Origin of the sequence: Bacteroides xylanisolvens (assembly GCF_018289135.1) — a bacterium.
Taxonomy (GTDB): domain Bacteria; phylum Bacteroidota; class Bacteroidia; order Bacteroidales; family Bacteroidaceae; genus Bacteroides; species Bacteroides xylanisolvens.
The window spans coordinates 2028052-2044889 of the sequence record NZ_CP072216.1 but is presented as its reverse complement, the minus strand read 5'-3'; the positions used below and the strand labels follow the sequence as shown (position 1 = coordinate 2044889).

General features: G+C 41.2%; 13 protein-coding genes. 9 read left to right on the top strand and 4 right to left on the bottom strand.

From position 1 onward, the window contains the following. Positions 1 to 57: 57 nt before the first annotated feature. A complete protein-coding gene (gene carB, locus INE92_RS08775) occupies positions 58 to 3285 on the top strand; it encodes a carbamoyl-phosphate synthase (glutamine-hydrolyzing) large subunit (RefSeq protein ID WP_212702014.1) in 3228 nt (1075 codons plus the stop codon). 204 nt (positions 3286 to 3489) lie between these two features. Next, complete coding sequence (locus INE92_RS08770; RefSeq protein WP_008770623.1) at positions 3490 to 4536, top strand: mannose-1-phosphate guanylyltransferase; 1047 nt, start codon at positions 3490 to 3492, stop codon at positions 4534 to 4536. A 3-nt stretch (positions 4537 to 4539) separates the two neighbouring features. Here the strand turns inward: INE92_RS08770 and INE92_RS08765 are convergent, their stop codons facing one another. Further along, the gene (locus INE92_RS08765; protein ID WP_212702013.1) at positions 4540 to 5436 is read right to left on the bottom strand and encodes a helix-turn-helix domain-containing protein; all 897 of its coding nucleotides are present in this window, start codon (positions 5434 to 5436) and stop codon (positions 4540 to 4542) included. A 161-nt stretch (positions 5437 to 5597) separates the two neighbouring features. On the opposite strand from INE92_RS08765, the gene INE92_RS08760 reads away from it, so the two are divergent. From INE92_RS08760 to INE92_RS08740, 5 genes are all read left to right on the top strand, one after another. After that, positions 5598 to 6857: a TolC family protein gene (locus INE92_RS08760; protein WP_212702011.1), complete on the top strand. Its 1260-nt coding sequence runs from the start codon at positions 5598 to 5600 to the stop codon at positions 6855 to 6857. A 16-nt stretch (positions 6858 to 6873) separates the two neighbouring features. Next, positions 6874 to 7785 (top strand): HlyD family secretion protein, encoded by a 912-nt coding sequence (locus INE92_RS08755; RefSeq protein WP_134993453.1) that lies wholly within the window; start codon positions 6874 to 6876, stop codon positions 7783 to 7785. A 17-nt stretch (positions 7786 to 7802) separates the two neighbouring features. Further along, complete coding sequence (locus INE92_RS08750) at positions 7803 to 9272, top strand: ATP-binding cassette domain-containing protein (RefSeq protein ID WP_074705231.1); 1470 nt, start codon at positions 7803 to 7805, stop codon at positions 9270 to 9272. Positions 9273 to 9274: 2 nt separating this feature from the next. After that, a complete protein-coding gene (locus INE92_RS08745; RefSeq protein ID WP_004312690.1) occupies positions 9275 to 10378 on the top strand; it encodes an ABC transporter permease in 1104 nt (367 codons plus the stop codon). An 88-nt stretch (positions 10379 to 10466) separates the two neighbouring features. Continuing rightward, the gene (locus INE92_RS08740) at positions 10467 to 11582 is read left to right on the top strand and encodes an ABC transporter permease (protein ID WP_008022821.1); all 1116 of its coding nucleotides are present in this window, start codon (positions 10467 to 10469) and stop codon (positions 11580 to 11582) included. A 162-nt stretch (positions 11583 to 11744) separates the two neighbouring features. Here INE92_RS08740 and INE92_RS08735 read toward each other — a convergent pair whose 3' ends face one another. The 3 genes from INE92_RS08735 to INE92_RS08725 all read right to left on the bottom strand — a co-directional run bounded on the left by INE92_RS08735 (position 11745) and on the right by INE92_RS08725 (position 13731). Then, entirely contained in the window at positions 11745 to 12173 is a 429-nt protein-coding gene (locus tag INE92_RS08735) for an Hsp20/alpha crystallin family protein (protein WP_004300008.1), read from the bottom strand. A gap of 271 nt (positions 12174 to 12444) precedes the next feature. After that, positions 12445 to 12921, bottom strand: a complete 477-nt coding sequence (locus tag INE92_RS08730; RefSeq protein ID WP_008640605.1) for an alanyl-tRNA editing protein — start codon at positions 12919 to 12921, stop codon at positions 12445 to 12447. A gap of 3 nt (positions 12922 to 12924) precedes the next feature. Continuing rightward, the gene (locus INE92_RS08725; RefSeq protein ID WP_008022818.1) at positions 12925 to 13731 is read right to left on the bottom strand and encodes a KilA-N domain-containing protein; all 807 of its coding nucleotides are present in this window, start codon (positions 13729 to 13731) and stop codon (positions 12925 to 12927) included. Positions 13732 to 14076: 345 nt separating this feature from the next. Here INE92_RS08725 and INE92_RS08720 point away from each other — a divergent pair, with 345 nt between their 5' ends. Both INE92_RS08720 and INE92_RS08715 read left to right on the top strand, forming a co-directional pair. Then, positions 14077 to 14778: an SGNH/GDSL hydrolase family protein gene (locus INE92_RS08720; protein WP_195436663.1), complete on the top strand. Its 702-nt coding sequence runs from the start codon at positions 14077 to 14079 to the stop codon at positions 14776 to 14778. A gap of 248 nt (positions 14779 to 15026) precedes the next feature. After that, entirely contained in the window at positions 15027 to 16385 is a 1359-nt protein-coding gene (locus tag INE92_RS08715; RefSeq protein WP_172725346.1) for a transposase, read from the top strand. The last annotated feature ends 453 nt before the right edge of the window (positions 16386 to 16838 follow it).

Sequence of the window (16838 nt, the reverse complement as noted above, 5' to 3'; positions counted from 1 at the left end):
TTCATCACGGATTATAAAAAATCTGTGTAATCTGTGGTGAACTAGAAAGTAGAATCAATGAAAGAAAATATAAAGAAAGTATTGTTGTTGGGTTCCGGTGCCCTGAAGATCGGTGAGGCCGGTGAGTTTGACTATTCCGGTTCGCAGGCACTCAAAGCCTTGAAAGAAGAAGGCATTGAAACGATTCTTATCAATCCTAATATTGCTACGGTACAGACGTCCGAAGGAGTGGCGGATCAAATCTACTTCCTTCCGGTGACTCCGTATTTCGTAGAGAAAGTGATTCAGAAAGAAAAACCGGAAGGTATTATGCTGGCGTTCGGTGGTCAGACAGCCTTGAACTGTGGAGTGGCATTGTACAAAGAAGGTATTCTTGAAAAATATAATGTAAAAGTACTCGGTACTCCGGTACAAGCCATTATGGATACCGAGGATCGTGAACTTTTCGTTCAGAAATTGAATGAAATCAATGTAAAGACCATTAAGAGTGAAGCCGTAGAAAATGTGGAAGATGCTCGTCGCGCAGCAAAAGAACTGGGGTATCCCGTAATTGTTCGTGCTGCGTATGCATTGGGTGGCTTGGGCTCCGGTTTCTGTGATAACGAAGAGCAACTGGATATTCTTGTAGAAAAAGCGTTCTCTTTCTCTCCGCAGGTATTAGTGGAAAAATCACTTCGTGGTTGGAAAGAAGTGGAATATGAAGTGGTACGTGACCGTTTCGACAACTGTATCACTGTTTGTAATATGGAAAACTTCGACCCGCTGGGTATTCATACCGGTGAATCTATCGTTATTGCTCCGTCACAAACGCTTACGAACAAAGAATATCATAAACTCCGGGAACTGGCAATACGTATCATCCGCCACATCGGTATTGTGGGCGAATGTAATGTGCAATATGCTTTCGACCCCGAATCCGAAGATTATCGGGTGATTGAAGTAAATGCCCGTCTTTCCCGTTCATCGGCTTTGGCATCTAAGGCAACGGGTTATCCGCTGGCTTTCGTTGCGGCCAAATTGGGACTGGGTTACGGACTCTTCGACCTGAAGAACTCTGTAACAAAGACTACTTCTGCTTTTTTCGAACCGGCACTGGACTATGTTGTATGTAAGATTCCACGTTGGGATTTGGGTAAGTTCCACGGTGTAGATAAAGAATTGGGATCTTCTATGAAATCTGTCGGTGAGGTGATGGCTATCGGTCGTACTTTTGAAGAAGCTATCCAGAAAGGGCTCCGCATGATCGGGCAGGGAATGCACGGATTTGTAGAAAATAAGGAGCTAGTTATTTCCGACATCGACAAGGCTTTGCGCGAACCGACTGATAAACGTATTTTTGTTATCTCGAAGGCTTTTCGTGCCGGCTACACCATCGATCAGGTACACGAACTGACTAAGATTGATAAATGGTTCCTTCAGAGATTGATGAATATCATGCAGACTTCCGAAGAACTGCATAGCTGGGGAAATAATCACAAACAGATTGCCGATCTGCCAAACGAACTGCTTCGTAAAGCCAAGGTTCAAGGTTTCTCTGATTTCCAGGTTGCACGTGCCATCGGCTACGAAGGTGATATGGAGGATGGTATTCTTTATGTCCGCAAACATCGTAAAGAGGCGGGTATTCTTCCGGTAGTGAAGCAGATCGATACTTTGGCAGCCGAATATCCGGCACAAACCAATTATCTGTATCTTACTTATAGCGGTGTGGCAAATGATGTTCATTACTTGGGCGACCATAAATCCATTGTCGTATTAGGGTCTGGTGCTTATCGTATCGGTTCTTCCGTAGAATTTGACTGGTGCGGTGTGCAGGCTTTAAATACTATTCGTAAAGAAGGATGGCGCAGCGTGATGATTAACTATAATCCTGAAACTGTATCTACGGACTACGATATGTGCGATCGCTTGTACTTTGACGAATTGACTTTTGAACGTGTGATGGATATTCTGGAACTGGAGAATCCGCATGGGGTAATTGTATCTACCGGTGGTCAGATTCCGAATAACTTGGCTTTGCGTTTGGATGCACAGCATATCAATATCCTTGGCACAAGTGCCAAGAGCATTGACAACGCTGAAGACCGTGAGAAATTCTCTGCTATGCTCGACCGTATCGGTGTGGATCAGCCCCGTTGGCGTGAATTAACATCTATGGATGACATTCAGGAGTTTGTTGAAGAAGTAGGTTTTCCTGTACTTGTCCGTCCGTCATACGTGCTTTCGGGAGCTGCAATGAATGTTTGTTCCAATCAGGAAGAACTGGAACGTTTCCTGAAACTGGCAGCCAATGTCTCGAAAAAACATCCGGTAGTAGTAAGTCAGTTTATTGAACATGCCAAGGAAGTAGAAATGGATGCCGTGGCGCAGAATGGCGAAATTGTGGCATACGCTATTAGTGAGCATATCGAATTTGCGGGAGTACACTCCGGTGACGCGACTATTCAGTTCCCGCCACAGAAGCTATATGTAGAAACTGTTCGTCGTATTAAGCGTATCAGCCGTGAGATTGCCAAGGCTTTGAATATCTCCGGTCCGTTTAATATTCAGTATTTGGCAAAAGACAATGATATCAAGGTGATTGAATGTAACTTGCGTGCCAGTCGTTCTTTCCCATTTGTCAGCAAGGTACTGAAGATTAACTTTATTGAACTGGCAACCAAAGTTATGCTTGGCTTGCCTGTCGAAAAACCGGAAAAGAATCTTTTCGAACTGGACTATGTGGGAATCAAGGCTTCCCAATTCTCCTTCAACCGTTTGCAGAAAGCCGATCCGGTGTTGGGAGTAGATATGGCTTCCACCGGTGAAGTAGGTTGTATTGGTATGGATACTTCTTGTGCCGTATTGAAAGCAATGCTTTCTGTAGGTTATCGTATTCCGAAGAAGAATATCTTGCTTTCTACGGGTACGATGAAGCAAAAAGCGGATATGATGGATGCAGCCCGTATGTTGGTGAATAAGGGATATAAACTCTTTGCGACGGGCGGTACACATAAAGCGCTTGCCGAGAGCGGTATTGAGAGTACTCATGTTTATTGGCCGAGTGAAGAGGGACATCCGCAGGCGTTGGAGATGCTTCATAGTAAGGAAATAGATATGGTAGTCAATATACCAAAGAACTTGACTGCCGGAGAATTAAGTAATGGGTATAAAATCCGTCGTGCCGCCATCGATTTAAATATTCCGTTGATTACGAACGCTCGTCTGGCTAGTGCGTTTATCAATGCCTTCTGTACGATGAGTGTGGATGATATAGCTATCAAGAGCTGGGCAGAATATAAATAAGATGATTATATTCTATTGAAATGAAAAGACAAAGGTCGTTCTTATTATTCGAGAGCGGCCTTTGTCTATTATTGTAGAAATACAATTATTCGATTATTCAGTTGGAAAATTAAATACTCTTGGTCTTTATTTGCTGTTTTGGACATTTTAATGTAACTTGCGCGCTTATTTAAATAATATTTTTTTTACAGGAGGATGATAGGTATGGATAATCATGTTGTAATAATGGCTGGTGGCATAGGGAGCCGTTTCTGGCCGATGAGCACTCCGGAATGTCCTAAACAATTTATTGATGTAATGGGATGTGGCCGGTCACTGATTCAATTGACGGCAGACCGTTTTGATGGTGTTTGCCCCAGGGAAAATATGTGGGTGGTAACTTCTGAAAAATACATTGATATTGTTCGGGAGCAGTTGCCGGAAATTCCGGAAAGTAATATTTTAGCGGAACCCTGTGCACGAAATACTGCGCCTTGTATCGCGTTTGCTTGCTGGAAAATCAAAAAGAAGCATCCCCGTGCTAACATTGTAGTAACTCCTTCGGATGCATTAGTCATCAATACGGGCGAGTTCCGTAGAGTGATGGAGAAAGCACTTCGTTTTACGGATGATAGCAGTGCTATTGTCACAATAGGTATTCGACCGACTCGTCCGGAGACAGGCTACGGATATATTGCTGCTGCCAACCAGCTTCAAACAGATAAAGAAATTTATACAGTAGACGCATTCAAGGAAAAACCCGATAAAGAGACAGCTGAAAAGTATTTGGCGGAAGGTAATTTCTTCTGGAATGCGGGAATCTTTGTGTGGAACGTGCGTACTATCACTTCCGTGATGCGTGTATATGCTCCGGGTATCGCACAGATTTTTGACCGTATTTTCCCGGATTTCTATACGGAAAAAGAAAATGAAACAATCAAAAAGTTGTTCCCGACTTGCGAAAGTATTTCTATCGACTATGCGGTGATGGAAAAAGCGGAGGCAATTTACGTGTTACCGGCTTCTTTCGGCTGGTCGGACTTAGGTACATGGGGAGCACTTCGCGGTCTTTTACCACAGGATAAATCGGGAAATGCTACGGTAGGAACCGATATACGTTTGTATGACAGTAAGAACTGTATTGTGCATGCCAGCGAAGAAAAACGAGTTGTTGTTCAAGGACTGGATGGATATATCATCGCAGAGAAAGATAATACATTACTGATTTGTAAACTGGAAGAGGAACAACGGATTAAAGAGTTCTCGAAATAAAGATTATTTCGTTTGTTGATATTCGTGTGGTGTCATTCCTGTCATTCGTTTAAAGAACTTCGAGAAAAAAGAAGGATTAGGGAAATTTAATTCATCAGAAACTTGATAAACGAGCAGATTGCTATGTTTTAGCAATACTTTTGCTTCTAGTATAATGGACTGGTTTATCCAGTCCATTACTGTTTGTTGACTGGCCTGCCGGATAACTGTATTCAGATAACGCGGAGTGAGACATAGCTTATCCGCATAGAAGTTCACGTTACGCTCTTTCTTGCTGTGTGTGTTGACAAGAGAGATGAAGCGTTGGAAAATCTCTTCCTGTCTTGTCAACTGGGCAGAATTCAGTTCAATACTGTTTTGAGCGATATATTCTAAATAATAGAGGAGGCTGGCCAAAAGATGTTGTATAGCTTCTTTGCGGAATGGCAGTTCCTGCAATACTCCCCATATCAAGGTGAAATAATGTTCCACTTGTTGCTGTTCTTGTGGAGATAGTAACAATATGATGTTTTTCTGATGATGGAGAAGGTAAGAGAAAAAATCGTCTTTTCCGGATATAGGAAGGAAATTGTGGTCGGCTGCTATTATTTGCATATCAAAATCAGGAGACACTTCTGTGATTTGAATAATGGAGTTAGGAGCGATCACTGCGATGTATCCCGGTTGGATGGTATATTCGATCAGATTAATGAGAACTCGGGCAGAACCTTGTTTGACGAATGCAATACGCCCTTCTTTAATACGATACGGTTGACCGAGTGAGAAAAGAGTCGTTTCCATCTTTACAAAGCTATTGACGAATCCGAAATCAGAAGATATATAACGATGCTCGTTATGCCGGACAATTTTGAGATTGTCTAATAATTTAAGTGCTAACTCTATCGGTCCTTTTTGTTCCATATCTTTCTCTCTTTTCCGGCAAAGGTAATAAAATGCGGCATATTTATTTTCTTTTTTCTGTTTTATCGAACTAATGGGACATATTTGCCAACTCTTGGAAATGACCAGTGTCTTTGAAATCCCTATCTTTGTCTTTCGAAGAAACCAAAGAAATAATGGATATGAAAAGAATGATTTTCAGTTTCTCCTTTTTACTGTATGTAGCAGGAGCGTATGCGCAGATTACATTGGAAGAATGTCAGCGGAAGACGCAGGACAATTATCCGCTGGTACATCAGTATGGTTTAGTGGAGAAGACAAAGGAATATAATCTGGAAAATGCAGCCAAGGGATATTTACCTCAATTTGCTCTTTTGGCTAAGGCCTCTTATCAAAGTGATGTCACAGAAATTCCGGTAAAACTTCCCGGAGTAGATTTAAAAGGATTGCCCAAAGACCAATATCAGGTCATGTTGGAGTTGCAACAGAAGATATGGGACGGGGGAGGAATCCGTATGCAGAAGAAGCAGACGATTGCAGAGGCTGAAGTGGAGAAAGAAAAACTGAATGTAGATATGTATGCGCTGAATGACCGCGTGAATGATCTTTATTTTGGAATTCTCCTGCTGGACGAGCAAATCAAACAGAATACATTGTTACAAGATGAGCTAGAGAGAAATTATCGTCAGATTACTGCTTATGTGGAAAATGGAATAGCCAATCAAGCTGATTTGGATGCAGTGAAAGTGGAGCAGTTGAATACCAAACAGAAAAGAGTGGATTTAGTATCATCACGTGCAGCTTATTTGAAAATGCTTTCACTGTTGATAGGAGAAGCGCTGTCTCCGGAGACGGTGCTGGAGAAACCTGTACCTCAAAGTATGGTTTCGGCTGTCAGTGAGATTCGTCGCCCGGAGTTGGCTTTGTTTGATGCACAGGGAGCCGGACTGCAAGTGCAGGAGAAGGCTTTGAGTGTGCGTCATCTTCCACAGTTCGGACTGTTTGTGCAGGGGGCATACGGAAATCCCGGATTGGATATGCTGAAGAATGAATTTTCTCCTTATTATATGGCAGGTGTCCGGCTTTCATGGAATTTCGGTAGTCTGTATACTTTGAAAAATGACCGTCGGGTGATCGAGAAGAAAAGACAGCAACTGGATAATAACCGGGATGTATTCCTTTTCAATACAAGACTGGAAATGACGCAGCAGGATCAGGCTATCCATTCTTTGGAGAAGCAAATGCGGGATGATGATGAAATAATCCGGTTGCGTACAAATATCCGTAAAGCTGCTGAAGCAAAGGTGGCAAATGGAACATTGACCGTGACTGAAATGTTACGTGAACTGACTAATGAGAGCTTGGCGCGTCAGTCGAAAGCCATGCATGAGATTCAACGGTTAATGGGAATTTATCAATTGAAATATACAACGAATGATTAATATAACTTCTCCGGATATGAAAAGAATAACAAAAATAGGAATGTGGGGGATAACGCTGATGATGTTATCTGCCTGCGGAAATGGAACACCTGATTATGACGCAACCGGTACATTTGAAGCTACGGAAGTAATAGTGTCCGCCGAGGCTGCCGGAAAATTGCTACGACTGGAAGTAGAAGAGGGAACAAAGCTGGAAGCGGGTGAGGAGATCGGGTTGGTAGATACGGTACAATTGTATTTAAAGAAACTGCAATTGGAAGCCAGTATGAAATCGGTAGAAAACCAGCGTCCTGATCTTGCCAAACAGATTGCCGCTACCAAGCAGCAAATTGTCACGGCAGAGCGTGAGAGGAAACGGGTGGAAAACTTGCTTGCTGCAGGTGCGGCCAATCAAAAACAACTGGATGATTGGGACGCGCAAGTCAAATTACTCGAACGACAGCTCGTTGCACAGGAATCATCGTTGCGTAATAGTACGAATAGCCTTACAGAACAAGGCAATTCGGTTGCTATACAGGTAGCGCAAGTGGAGGATCAGTTAGCTAAATGTCATGTTCAGTCACCTATCGCAGGTACAGTATTGGCTAAATATGCGGAAACCGGTGAATTGGCGGCGATAGGCAAGCCTTTATTTAAGGTGGGCGAAGTGGATCGTATGTATTTGAGGGCTTACATAACTTCCGAACAGTTGTCGCAAGTGAAACTGGGAGATCAAGTGACTGTGTATGCTGACTATGGCAACTCGGAGCAGAAAGCTTATCCGGGGGAAGTGACCTGGATTTCCGATCGTTCGGAATTCACTCCAAAAACAATTTTGACGAAGAATGAACGTGCTAATCTGGTATATGCAGTGAAGATTGCGGTGAAGAATGACGGAGCGTTGAAGATTGGTATGTATGGCGGAGTAAAATTAAAGAATGAAGATTAAAAATTAAAGTCAGGGAGATGGAGAAGGATGTACCCATAGTGGTTGTGAAAGAAGTCGGCAAGAGCTATGGAACGGTGGAAGCGCTGAAAGAGGTTTCTTTTGTGGTAGAACGGGGAGAGATCTTTGGGCTGATAGGTCCTGACGGTGCCGGTAAGAGTACCTTATTCCGTATTCTGACTACTTTGCTGCTGGCAGATAAGGGAACGGCCACGATCGGCGGACTGGATGTGGCAACAGAATATAAACAGATTCGTACAAAGGTGGGATATATGCCCGGCCGTTTTTCACTTTACCAGGATCTTTCAGTAGAGGAGAATCTGGAGTTTTTCGCTACCGTATTCCATACGACTGTTCAGGAGAACTATGATTTAATTAAAGATATCTATCAGCAGATAGAACCGTTCAGGAAAAGAAGGGCAGGAGCTTTGTCGGGTGGAATGAAGCAGAAACTGGCATTGAGTTGCGCTTTGATCCATAAGCCTGATATTTTATTTCTGGATGAACCCACTACCGGAGTGGATCCTGTGTCGCGCAAGGAATTTTGGCAAATGCTTCGTAACTTGCGGGAACAGGGTATTACCATTGTTGTTTCTACTCCCATCATGGATGAAGCTCGGCAATGTGACCGGATTGCTTTTATCAATCATGGAAAGATTCATGGCATTGATACCCCCGGGCGTATTCTTCAGCAATTTGCATCCATCCTTTGTCCTCCTTCTTTGGAACGGGAGGAGGTGAGGCATGAAACCGCTCCGGTCATTGAAGTGGAGCAGTTGACAAAGTGTTTTGGTAATTTTACAGCGGTAGATCATATCTCCTTTCAGGTGAACCGGGGAGAGATATTTGGCTTCCTGGGTGCTAACGGTGCCGGAAAAACTACAGCCATGCGCATGCTTTGTGGATTGAGCAAACCGACATCAGGCATAGGAAAGGTGGCAGGATATGATATTTTCCGGGAAGCTGAACAAGTAAAGAAGCATATCGGCTATATGAGCCAAAAGTTTTCGTTATATGAAGACCTGAAAGTGTGGGAGAATATTCGTCTGTTTGCCGGGATTTATGGGATGAAAGAGCAAGAAATAGAGCGGAAGACAGAAGAATTGTTGGATCGCCTGGGGCTTGCTGACGAGCGGGATACTCTGGTGAAGAGCCTTCCGGTGGGGTGGAAGCAGAAATTAGCTTTTTCAGTTTCAATCTTCCACGAGCCGAGAATTGTTTTTCTGGATGAGCCGACGGGTGGAGTAGATCCCGCTACGAGAAGGCAGTTCTGGGAATTGATTTATCAGGCAGCCGACCAGGGAATCACCATATTTGTCACTACCCATTATATGGATGAAGCGGAATATTGTAACCGGATATCTATCATGGTGGACGGTCAGATTAAAGCTCTTGATACACCTGCCCGTCTGAAGCAACAATTCGGTGCAGAAACGATGGATGATGTTTTTCAGCAATTAGCCCGCGGTGCGGTGCGCAAAGCAGATTGATTATGAGACAGTTTATAGCTTTTGTAAAGAAGGAATTTTATCATATTTTCCGTGACCGGCGAACCATGCTGATTTTGTTGGGGATGCCGGTTGTACAAATTATACTATTCGGTTTTGCCATCAGTACAGAGGTGAAAAATGTCCGGTTGGCGGTACTCGATCCTTCTAATGATGTGGTGACACGAAAAATAATTGATCGTTTGGACGCCAGTGAATATTTCACTGTTACCGCGCGTTTTCATTCGCCCCAGGAAATGGAAGCTGCTTTTCTGAAGAATAAGGTTGATATGGCGATTGTTTTTAGCGAACGTTTTGTTGATGATCTCTATACGGGTGATGCTCATGTGCAGCTGGTAGTAGATGCAACAGATCCGAATATGTCGACTTCGCAGGTTAATTATGCGACGGGAATTGTTTCTATGGTAGGTCAGGAAATGATGCCGCCCAATATGTCGGCTGCCCGTTTAACGTCGGATATAAAACTGTTGTATAACCCGCAAATGAAGAGTGCTTATAACTTTGTTCCGGGGGTAATGGGGTTGATCCTGATGCTGATTTGCGCTATGATGACCTCGATTTCCATTGTTCGTGAAAAAGAGACGGGGACCATGGAGGTATTACTGGTTTCGCCTGTGAAGCCACTATTTATTATTTTGGCAAAGGCTGTGCCTTATTTTGTGTTGTCGTTTGTCAATCTGATAACAATTCTTTTACTTTCGGTCTTTGTGCTGGATGTTCCGGTAGTAGGAAGTTTGTTCTGGTTGATAACCGTCTCTTTGTTGTTTATCTTCGTATCCTTGGCGTTGGGCTTATTGATTTCATCAGTCACGCGTACACAGGTTGCAGCCATGCTGGTTTCCGGTTTGATGTTGATGATGCCCACGATGCTTTTATCGGGGATGATTTTCCCTATTGAGAGTATGCCGTTGATACTTCAGTGGATTTCGGATATACTTCCGGCACGTTGGTATATTCAGGCTGTGCGAAAGTTGATGATTGAAGGAGTACCTGTTGTATTGGTATATAAGGAGATTGGTATCTTATTATTAATGGCGACGGTACTTATTACGATCAGTATCAAGAAATTCAAGTATAGATTGGAGTAGATAAGAATAATATGTTAATGTGCCAATTGGCTGTGTTATACTACATGGCATTGACATATAAACATATCAGCAAATTGAAGAATTATTTATGATAAAGTTCCTGATAGAAAAAGAGTTTAAACAATTGCTTCGCAATTCGTTTCTTCCAAAATTGATTCTTGTATTTCCATGCATGATTATGCTATTGATGCCTTGGGCGGTAAATCTGGAAATCAAGAATATACAGCTGAATATTGTGGATAATGACCATTCGGCTATTTCACAACGTTTAGTGAATAAGATTGCTGCCTCCACTTACTTTCGCTTGGTAGAAGTACCGGCCTCGTATGAAGAAGGTCTTCGAAACATTGAAATTGGAACGGCTGATATTGTGATGGAAATTCCAAGGCATTTGGAACGGGATTGGATGAATGGAGAGGATGCTCATGTATTGATAGCAGCCAATGCCGTGAATGGAACGAAAGGCGGTCTGGGTAGTTCTTATTTGTCTTCTATCATTAATGATTATGCAGCCGAACTACGTTCGGAACATCCCGAAGCAGCTACCGTTTCCGGCACTTTCCCTTCCATACAGGTTGATACGCAGGGATTGTTTAATCCGAATCTGAACTATAAGCTCTATATGATTCCGGCATTGATGGTCATGTTGTTGACTTTGATTTGTGGTTTCTTGCCTGCGTTGAATGTGGTTAGCGAGAAGGAAGTGGGGACAATAGAACAAATCAATGTGACTCCGGTTCCGAAGTTTGTTTTTATTTTGGCAAAGCTCCTGCCTTATTGGCTGATTGGTTTTCTGGTGCTGACGGTGTGTTTCATATTAGCCTGGTTAATTTATGGCATAGTACCTGTCGGGCATTTTCTGTTGATTTACTTTTTCGCGGTTCTTTTTGTTCTGGTGATGTCCGGCTTCGGACTAGTCATTTCCAACTATTCAGCAACGATGCAGCAATCAATGTTTGTTATGTGGTTCTGTTTGTTGGTGGTGATTTTGATGAGCGGTTTGTTTACCCCCATTAGCAGCATGCCGGAATGGGCACAAATAATAACGATATTCAATCCTTTGAAGTATTTTATGGAGGTGATGCGAATGATATATCTGAAGGGGAGTGGTTTCTTTGATTTGCTGCCGCAGTTCGGAATATTGTTGCTTTTTGCAGTCGTGTTTAATAGTTGGGCGGTAATTAGCTATCGGAAGAACAACTGAAGATAATAAGGGGGCAGTCCGAAAACCCTGTGGGTATGTTATGTTAATAAGGCGGCATTGCCTGCAAAGACAATAAAAAAACAGCTCGTTTCCCTTTAAGGGAGAGAGCTGTTTTTGATCCTTTTCATCACCGTCTCCGGTGAATAGTAAGTGGTTACTGTATTACTTTATTTCGATTTGTCTATTTGGCTTCTTTACTTCTTCTTCAGAGAGTTTCGGAAGTTCGATATTTAGAACGCCATGTTCTACAGATGCAGCAATTTTTTCTTTGTCTACATTATCCGGTAGAATCATTGTTTGCTGGAACTTAGAGTATGAGAATTCGCGACGCAGATAGCGACCGTCTTTCTTTTCCTCCTTGTTTTCTGTCTTCTTCTCCATACTGATAACGAGGTTATTATCTTCATCAATGCGAACATTGAAATCATCCTTCGTCATACCCGGAGCAGCCAATTCCACTTTGTATTCTTTTTCTGTTTCCAAAACATTAATTGCAGGTGCAGTAGCATTTGCTTTTACCATCCAATCGTTATCAAAGAAATCATTAAAGATACTTGGTAACCAACTTTGAGTTCTTCTAACAGGCATCATAATTTTAGTCTCCTATCTTTAAGTTAAACATTCAGTTAATTATTCTTGAACTTCGGTTTTTTCACTTCTGATGATACCGATTGTCCCGGTTTCCATCGTCTGCTCTCGAACCGTTGTTCGCTTCCATAAGTGCAAACCTTATGCCAAGTGATTTTTGAGACTAAAATTGTCTATTTGTCATTATAATAATGCCAATTTTGCAATAATGATGACAAAATGTATTTTGTTTTTATTTATTTTATATAAGATAGATATTAATTTGATAATATGTCTATTTCTTCTCGATTAGTTTGAATCTCATTCTTAATGTTTGCCTTTCTTCGTCATAGTCATAGCTAATGATTTTGAAAGTTCCCATTTCAGAAGTATTTGATACATGCAATCCGATACAGGCACAGGCGTCATAATCTCCAATGCGGACAATGCGAAGGGTAGGACTTGCGTCAGCAGGTAGCTTGCTTAAATCTACGATGTCTTTGGCCTGTTCATGTGTCATATACTCAACAGTCACAGGTAGGTTTTGACTGATTGCTTCATTTACTGTCTCTTCAATGGACTGGATTTGTTCCGCTGTCGGACATGAAGAAAGTATATAGTCGCATTTGCTCTTTTTTCTTTCGATGTGGGCATTGCGAGAACGCGGGCAGCCAAAGGTTTTTACCATGGTTGCATTGAGTAAATGCTCTGCTGTATGCATAGGAGGATACTCCTGCTTGTTGTGGTCGTTGAGTTGAATTTGTTGTTCCATAAATTATTTCAATAACTTTTTATTTTTGATATCTTCTAGTATGCTCATTTGTTGAATTGCTATTTGATTTAATTTGATAAGTCTGTCTTTGGGTGTCAAACCTTCATTTATGAAAACGGCATTTAAATTTTCCATGTTTGATAAGCAGATAAGTTCATTGATTGAGGCATAATCACGAATATTACCTTTTAAATTAGGGTGTGTATCACGCCATTCTAAGGCTGTCATTCCAAACATGGCTACATTAAGGATATCAGCTTCGCTGGCATAAATCATGGATGCTTGCTGTGGGGTGATTTCTTGAGGGATAAGATGCTGCTTGATTGCATCAGTATGAATATGATAATTAATTTTAGATAGTTCTCGCTTTGCTGACCAACCAATTTGAGCTTGCTCTTGCTCTTTGAGACGTTGGAATTCTTTTACTATATATAACTCAAATTCAACAGAAATCCAACTTGCAAATTTGAATGCAATATCTTTGTGGGCAAAAGTGCCGCCATATCTTCCGGATTTGGATATGAGTCCAATAGCACAGGTCGTTTCTATCCATTTTTGAGGAGAAAGAGTGAATGCATTTAAACCTGCTTCTTTTCTAAACCCCTCGAATTCGAGGGGTTTAAAATGGGGGTTATATAATATTTCCCATAGTCCTAGATATTCAATAGTCATTCTATTACGTAGCCAGTTGGCAATAACAGTATTAGCATCTGTTGTCTTGTATTTAGCTATGTCGGTTAAAGAAATATAATCTGTATCGTTGATCTTTAAGATAGTAACGTCTGTGGTCTGAACTGTAATCTTTGCCATATTCTGATTTTTCAGTAAAGGTAAAGTTATATTTGGGAATAAAGAAACGTATATCACTTTTTATTCAAGGTATGTTAAACTCACTTCTAATATATAGGCATAAAAAAAGGAGCAACGCCTTGCTCCAACCTTTGTTAACCTTAAATCTAATACTATGAAAAACACATTGCAAAGATACGGACTATTGGGAAATTAGCAAATAATCCAAGAAAAATGGCATGTTATATAACATAGATTAAGAAAAACTTCTTTCGTCTTAACGGTTATTCGATATTTTGGGCGTCTATGTATGGAGTTTTTTTTATCTTTGTGCAAAATATCATATTACTAATACTTAATATAAACATGGATAAAAGAAGATTAAGCCAATGGATGTTATTGGCTGTTGTTTGCTTGAGTTTCTCAATAGGAGAAAGCTATGCACAGAAAAATGATTTTAGAAATTTAGCTCGTTATTCAAAACAAAATGCTGCACTTCCAAAGGCGACGAAGAAAGACAAACGAGTTATTTTTATGGGAAATTCCATTACGGAGGGCTGGGTACGTACTCATCCGGACTTTTTCAAATCAAACGGTTATATCGGCCGTGGAATCAGTGGGCAGACTTCCTATCAATTCTTGTTGCGTTTTCGGGAAGATGTGATTAATCTTTCTCCTGCTTTAGTGGTGATTAATGCCGGAACAAATGATGTCGCCGAAAATACACAAACTTATAATGAAGATTATACATTCGGAAACATTGTTTCTATGACAGAATTGGCAAAAGCAAATAAGATAAAAGTGATTCTGACTTCCGTATTGCCTGCCGCTGCATTTAAATGGAGAATGGAAATAAAAGATGTTCCACAGAAAATTAAATCTTTAAATGATCGGATAGAGGCTTATGCAAAAGCTAATAAAATTCCGTTTGTTAATTATTATAAGGCAATGGTGGATGAAAATCAGGCCTTGAATCCCCAATATACTAAAGATGGAGTGCATCCGACAGGCGAGGGGTATGATATTATGGAGCCGTTGATTAAGAGTGCGATAGAGAAAGCACTCTAAGGTTTATTGATGTAAATTTTGAAATATAAATGCTGTCTGATAATCAAGTTGGGCAGCATTTATTGTGAATGTGCACTTCTATGGATATAGTTGTTGAAAAGGTTTTAGATGACGTAGGGATATTCCTAAAATAATAAAATTTAAGGCAACTAATTCATTGCGAGTTAGTTGCCTTTTTTGTATCTTTAAGCATTCCCCCCAAAAAACGGTTTGACGGCCAAAACGGGGGTAATTAAAAATAAAAACACATGGTAAAGATACAAAAAATCTCAGAAATCGAACCTTGTTTAGGTTTTACCGAGTTCGATATGCTTAAAAAATATCGTCAAAGTTTTGCAACGAGTGAATTAGGTCGCCTCCATTCTCTGTTCCCTTTCTCGGAACTGGCCCGACAAATGCATTTGAAGTCCTCTCCTTTTGGGCGTAAAAGTTATTTTTCTCCCGAAGGTAAAATAGCCTTGATGGTCTTGAAGTCCTATACCAACTTTTCCGATGCACAACTGATTGAGCATTTAAACGGTAATATTCATTACCAGTTATTTTGTGGTGTTCAGATTGATCCGCTTCATCCACTAACCAATCCTAAAATCGTTAGTGCAATTCGTCAGGAACTAGCGGATCGCCTTGACGTTGAGTCCCTCCAGCTCATTCTTGCCGAGCATTGGACACCTTATCTTGAGAACCTTCATGTCTGTATGACCGATGCCACCTGTTATGAAAGTCATCTGCGTTTCCCTACTGATACCAAACTCTTATGGGAAGGTATTGTATGGCTTCATCGTCATCTGTGCAAACATTGCCAGACCTTGCACATACAACGTCCCCGTAACAAGTATCTTGATGTACGCCGTGCCTATCTTGCTTATAGCAAACTGCGTAAACGCAGGAAATCACAGACTCGTATGCTTACACGAAGGTTACTTCAGTTATTGGAAAAGTTACTTGACCAGCTGGAGCTGCTTCATTCATCCTACAGGAACAGGCTTACACTATCCTCTGATTACCAAAGACGTTTCTCGGTCATACAGACAGTCCTTGAGCAAGGGAAGAATTTATTTGCAGGCAAAAAAGTGTCCAACCGTATCGTGAGTATCGACCGGCATTACCTTCGCCCCATTATCAGAGGCAAGGAAACCAAATCCGTTGAATTCGGAGCCAAAGTCAACAATATACAGATAGACGGAATCTCCTTTATAGAACATATCTCCTTTAAGGCTTTTAACGAAGGAGTACGTTTGAAAGACTGTATTCATCTGCAACAACAACTGACCGGGGTTAGGGTTAAGGCGCTTGCGGCGGATTCAATCTATGCCAATAATGCCAACCGGAAATTTTGTACAAAATATCATATAAGTACTTCCTTTAAGCGTAAGGGCAGAGCTGCCAAAGATGAGCCGCTTCGGAAAATCTTACGGTCGGAACTCAGCCGTGAAAGAGCTACCCGCCTGGAAGGAAGTTTTGGAACGCAGAAACAACATTACTCACTGGCCAGGATAAAAGCTAGAAACAGGAAAACGGAAGTACTTTGGATTTTCTTTGGGATACATACAGCCAATGCGGTATGTATGATAGAAAAGGTCGAAAAGAAAAAAAGAAAGGCAGCATAATCTAACTAAAATAACAGGAAAAACAGGAGAGGTTTTAACTTCCCCTAAAAAAGACATGTACATAATGCATGGGTGGGAAGGAAAAAATAAGAATATGTAAACAATATTCTACAAAAAAGATAGAAGACTGGGAGAGTTGAACGAAAAAATCAAGAGAAAAGCTCACGTAAAGCAAAGCTTTTCTCTTGATTTTTTAGAAAGAGGAACATTTACTGAATATCCCGACGTATAGACATAAAAAAAGGAGCAACGCCTTGCTCCAACCTTTGTTAACCTTAAATCTAATACTATGAAAAACACAGTGCAAAGATACGGAGTTTTGGCAACTTTGCAAATTATAAGCTGCTAATTGGTGTTTTTATAACACTAATTAATAGATTAAATCCTGTGTTACAGGTTTGTTAAGAGTTTTCTCCCTTGGCAATTCTCATGTAATATATGAAGAGGGGGAGT

Bases quoted from the DNA above. Each gene is read 5' to 3' on its own strand.
- carB (WP_212702014.1), top strand. From the start codon at position 58: ATGAAAGAAAATATAAAGAAAGTATTGTTGTTGGGTTCCGGTGCCCTG.
- INE92_RS08770 (WP_008770623.1), top strand. From the start codon at position 3,490: ATGGATAATCATGTTGTAATAATGGCTGGTGGCATAGGGAGCCGTTTC.
- INE92_RS08765 (WP_212702013.1), bottom strand. From the start codon at position 5,436: ATGGAACAAAAAGGACCGATAGAGTTAGCACTTAAATTATTAGACAAT.
- INE92_RS08760 (WP_212702011.1), top strand. From the start codon at position 5,598: ATGAAAAGAATGATTTTCAGTTTCTCCTTTTTACTGTATGTAGCAGGA.
- INE92_RS08755 (WP_134993453.1), top strand. From the start codon at position 6,874: ATGAAAAGAATAACAAAAATAGGAATGTGGGGGATAACGCTGATGATG.
- INE92_RS08750 (WP_074705231.1), top strand. From the start codon at position 7,803: ATGGAGAAGGATGTACCCATAGTGGTTGTGAAAGAAGTCGGCAAGAGC.
- INE92_RS08745 (WP_004312690.1), top strand. From the start codon at position 9,275: ATGAGACAGTTTATAGCTTTTGTAAAGAAGGAATTTTATCATATTTTC.
- INE92_RS08740 (WP_008022821.1), top strand. From the start codon at position 10,467: ATGATAAAGTTCCTGATAGAAAAAGAGTTTAAACAATTGCTTCGCAAT.
- INE92_RS08735 (WP_004300008.1), bottom strand. From the start codon at position 12,173: ATGATGCCTGTTAGAAGAACTCAAAGTTGGTTACCAAGTATCTTTAAT.
- INE92_RS08730 (WP_008640605.1), bottom strand. From the start codon at position 12,921: ATGGAACAACAAATTCAACTCAACGACCACAACAAGCAGGAGTATCCT.
- INE92_RS08725 (WP_008022818.1), bottom strand. From the start codon at position 13,731: ATGGCAAAGATTACAGTTCAGACCACAGACGTTACTATCTTAAAGATC.
- INE92_RS08720 (WP_195436663.1), top strand. From the start codon at position 14,077: ATGGATAAAAGAAGATTAAGCCAATGGATGTTATTGGCTGTTGTTTGC.
- INE92_RS08715 (WP_172725346.1), top strand. From the start codon at position 15,027: ATGGTAAAGATACAAAAAATCTCAGAAATCGAACCTTGTTTAGGTTTT.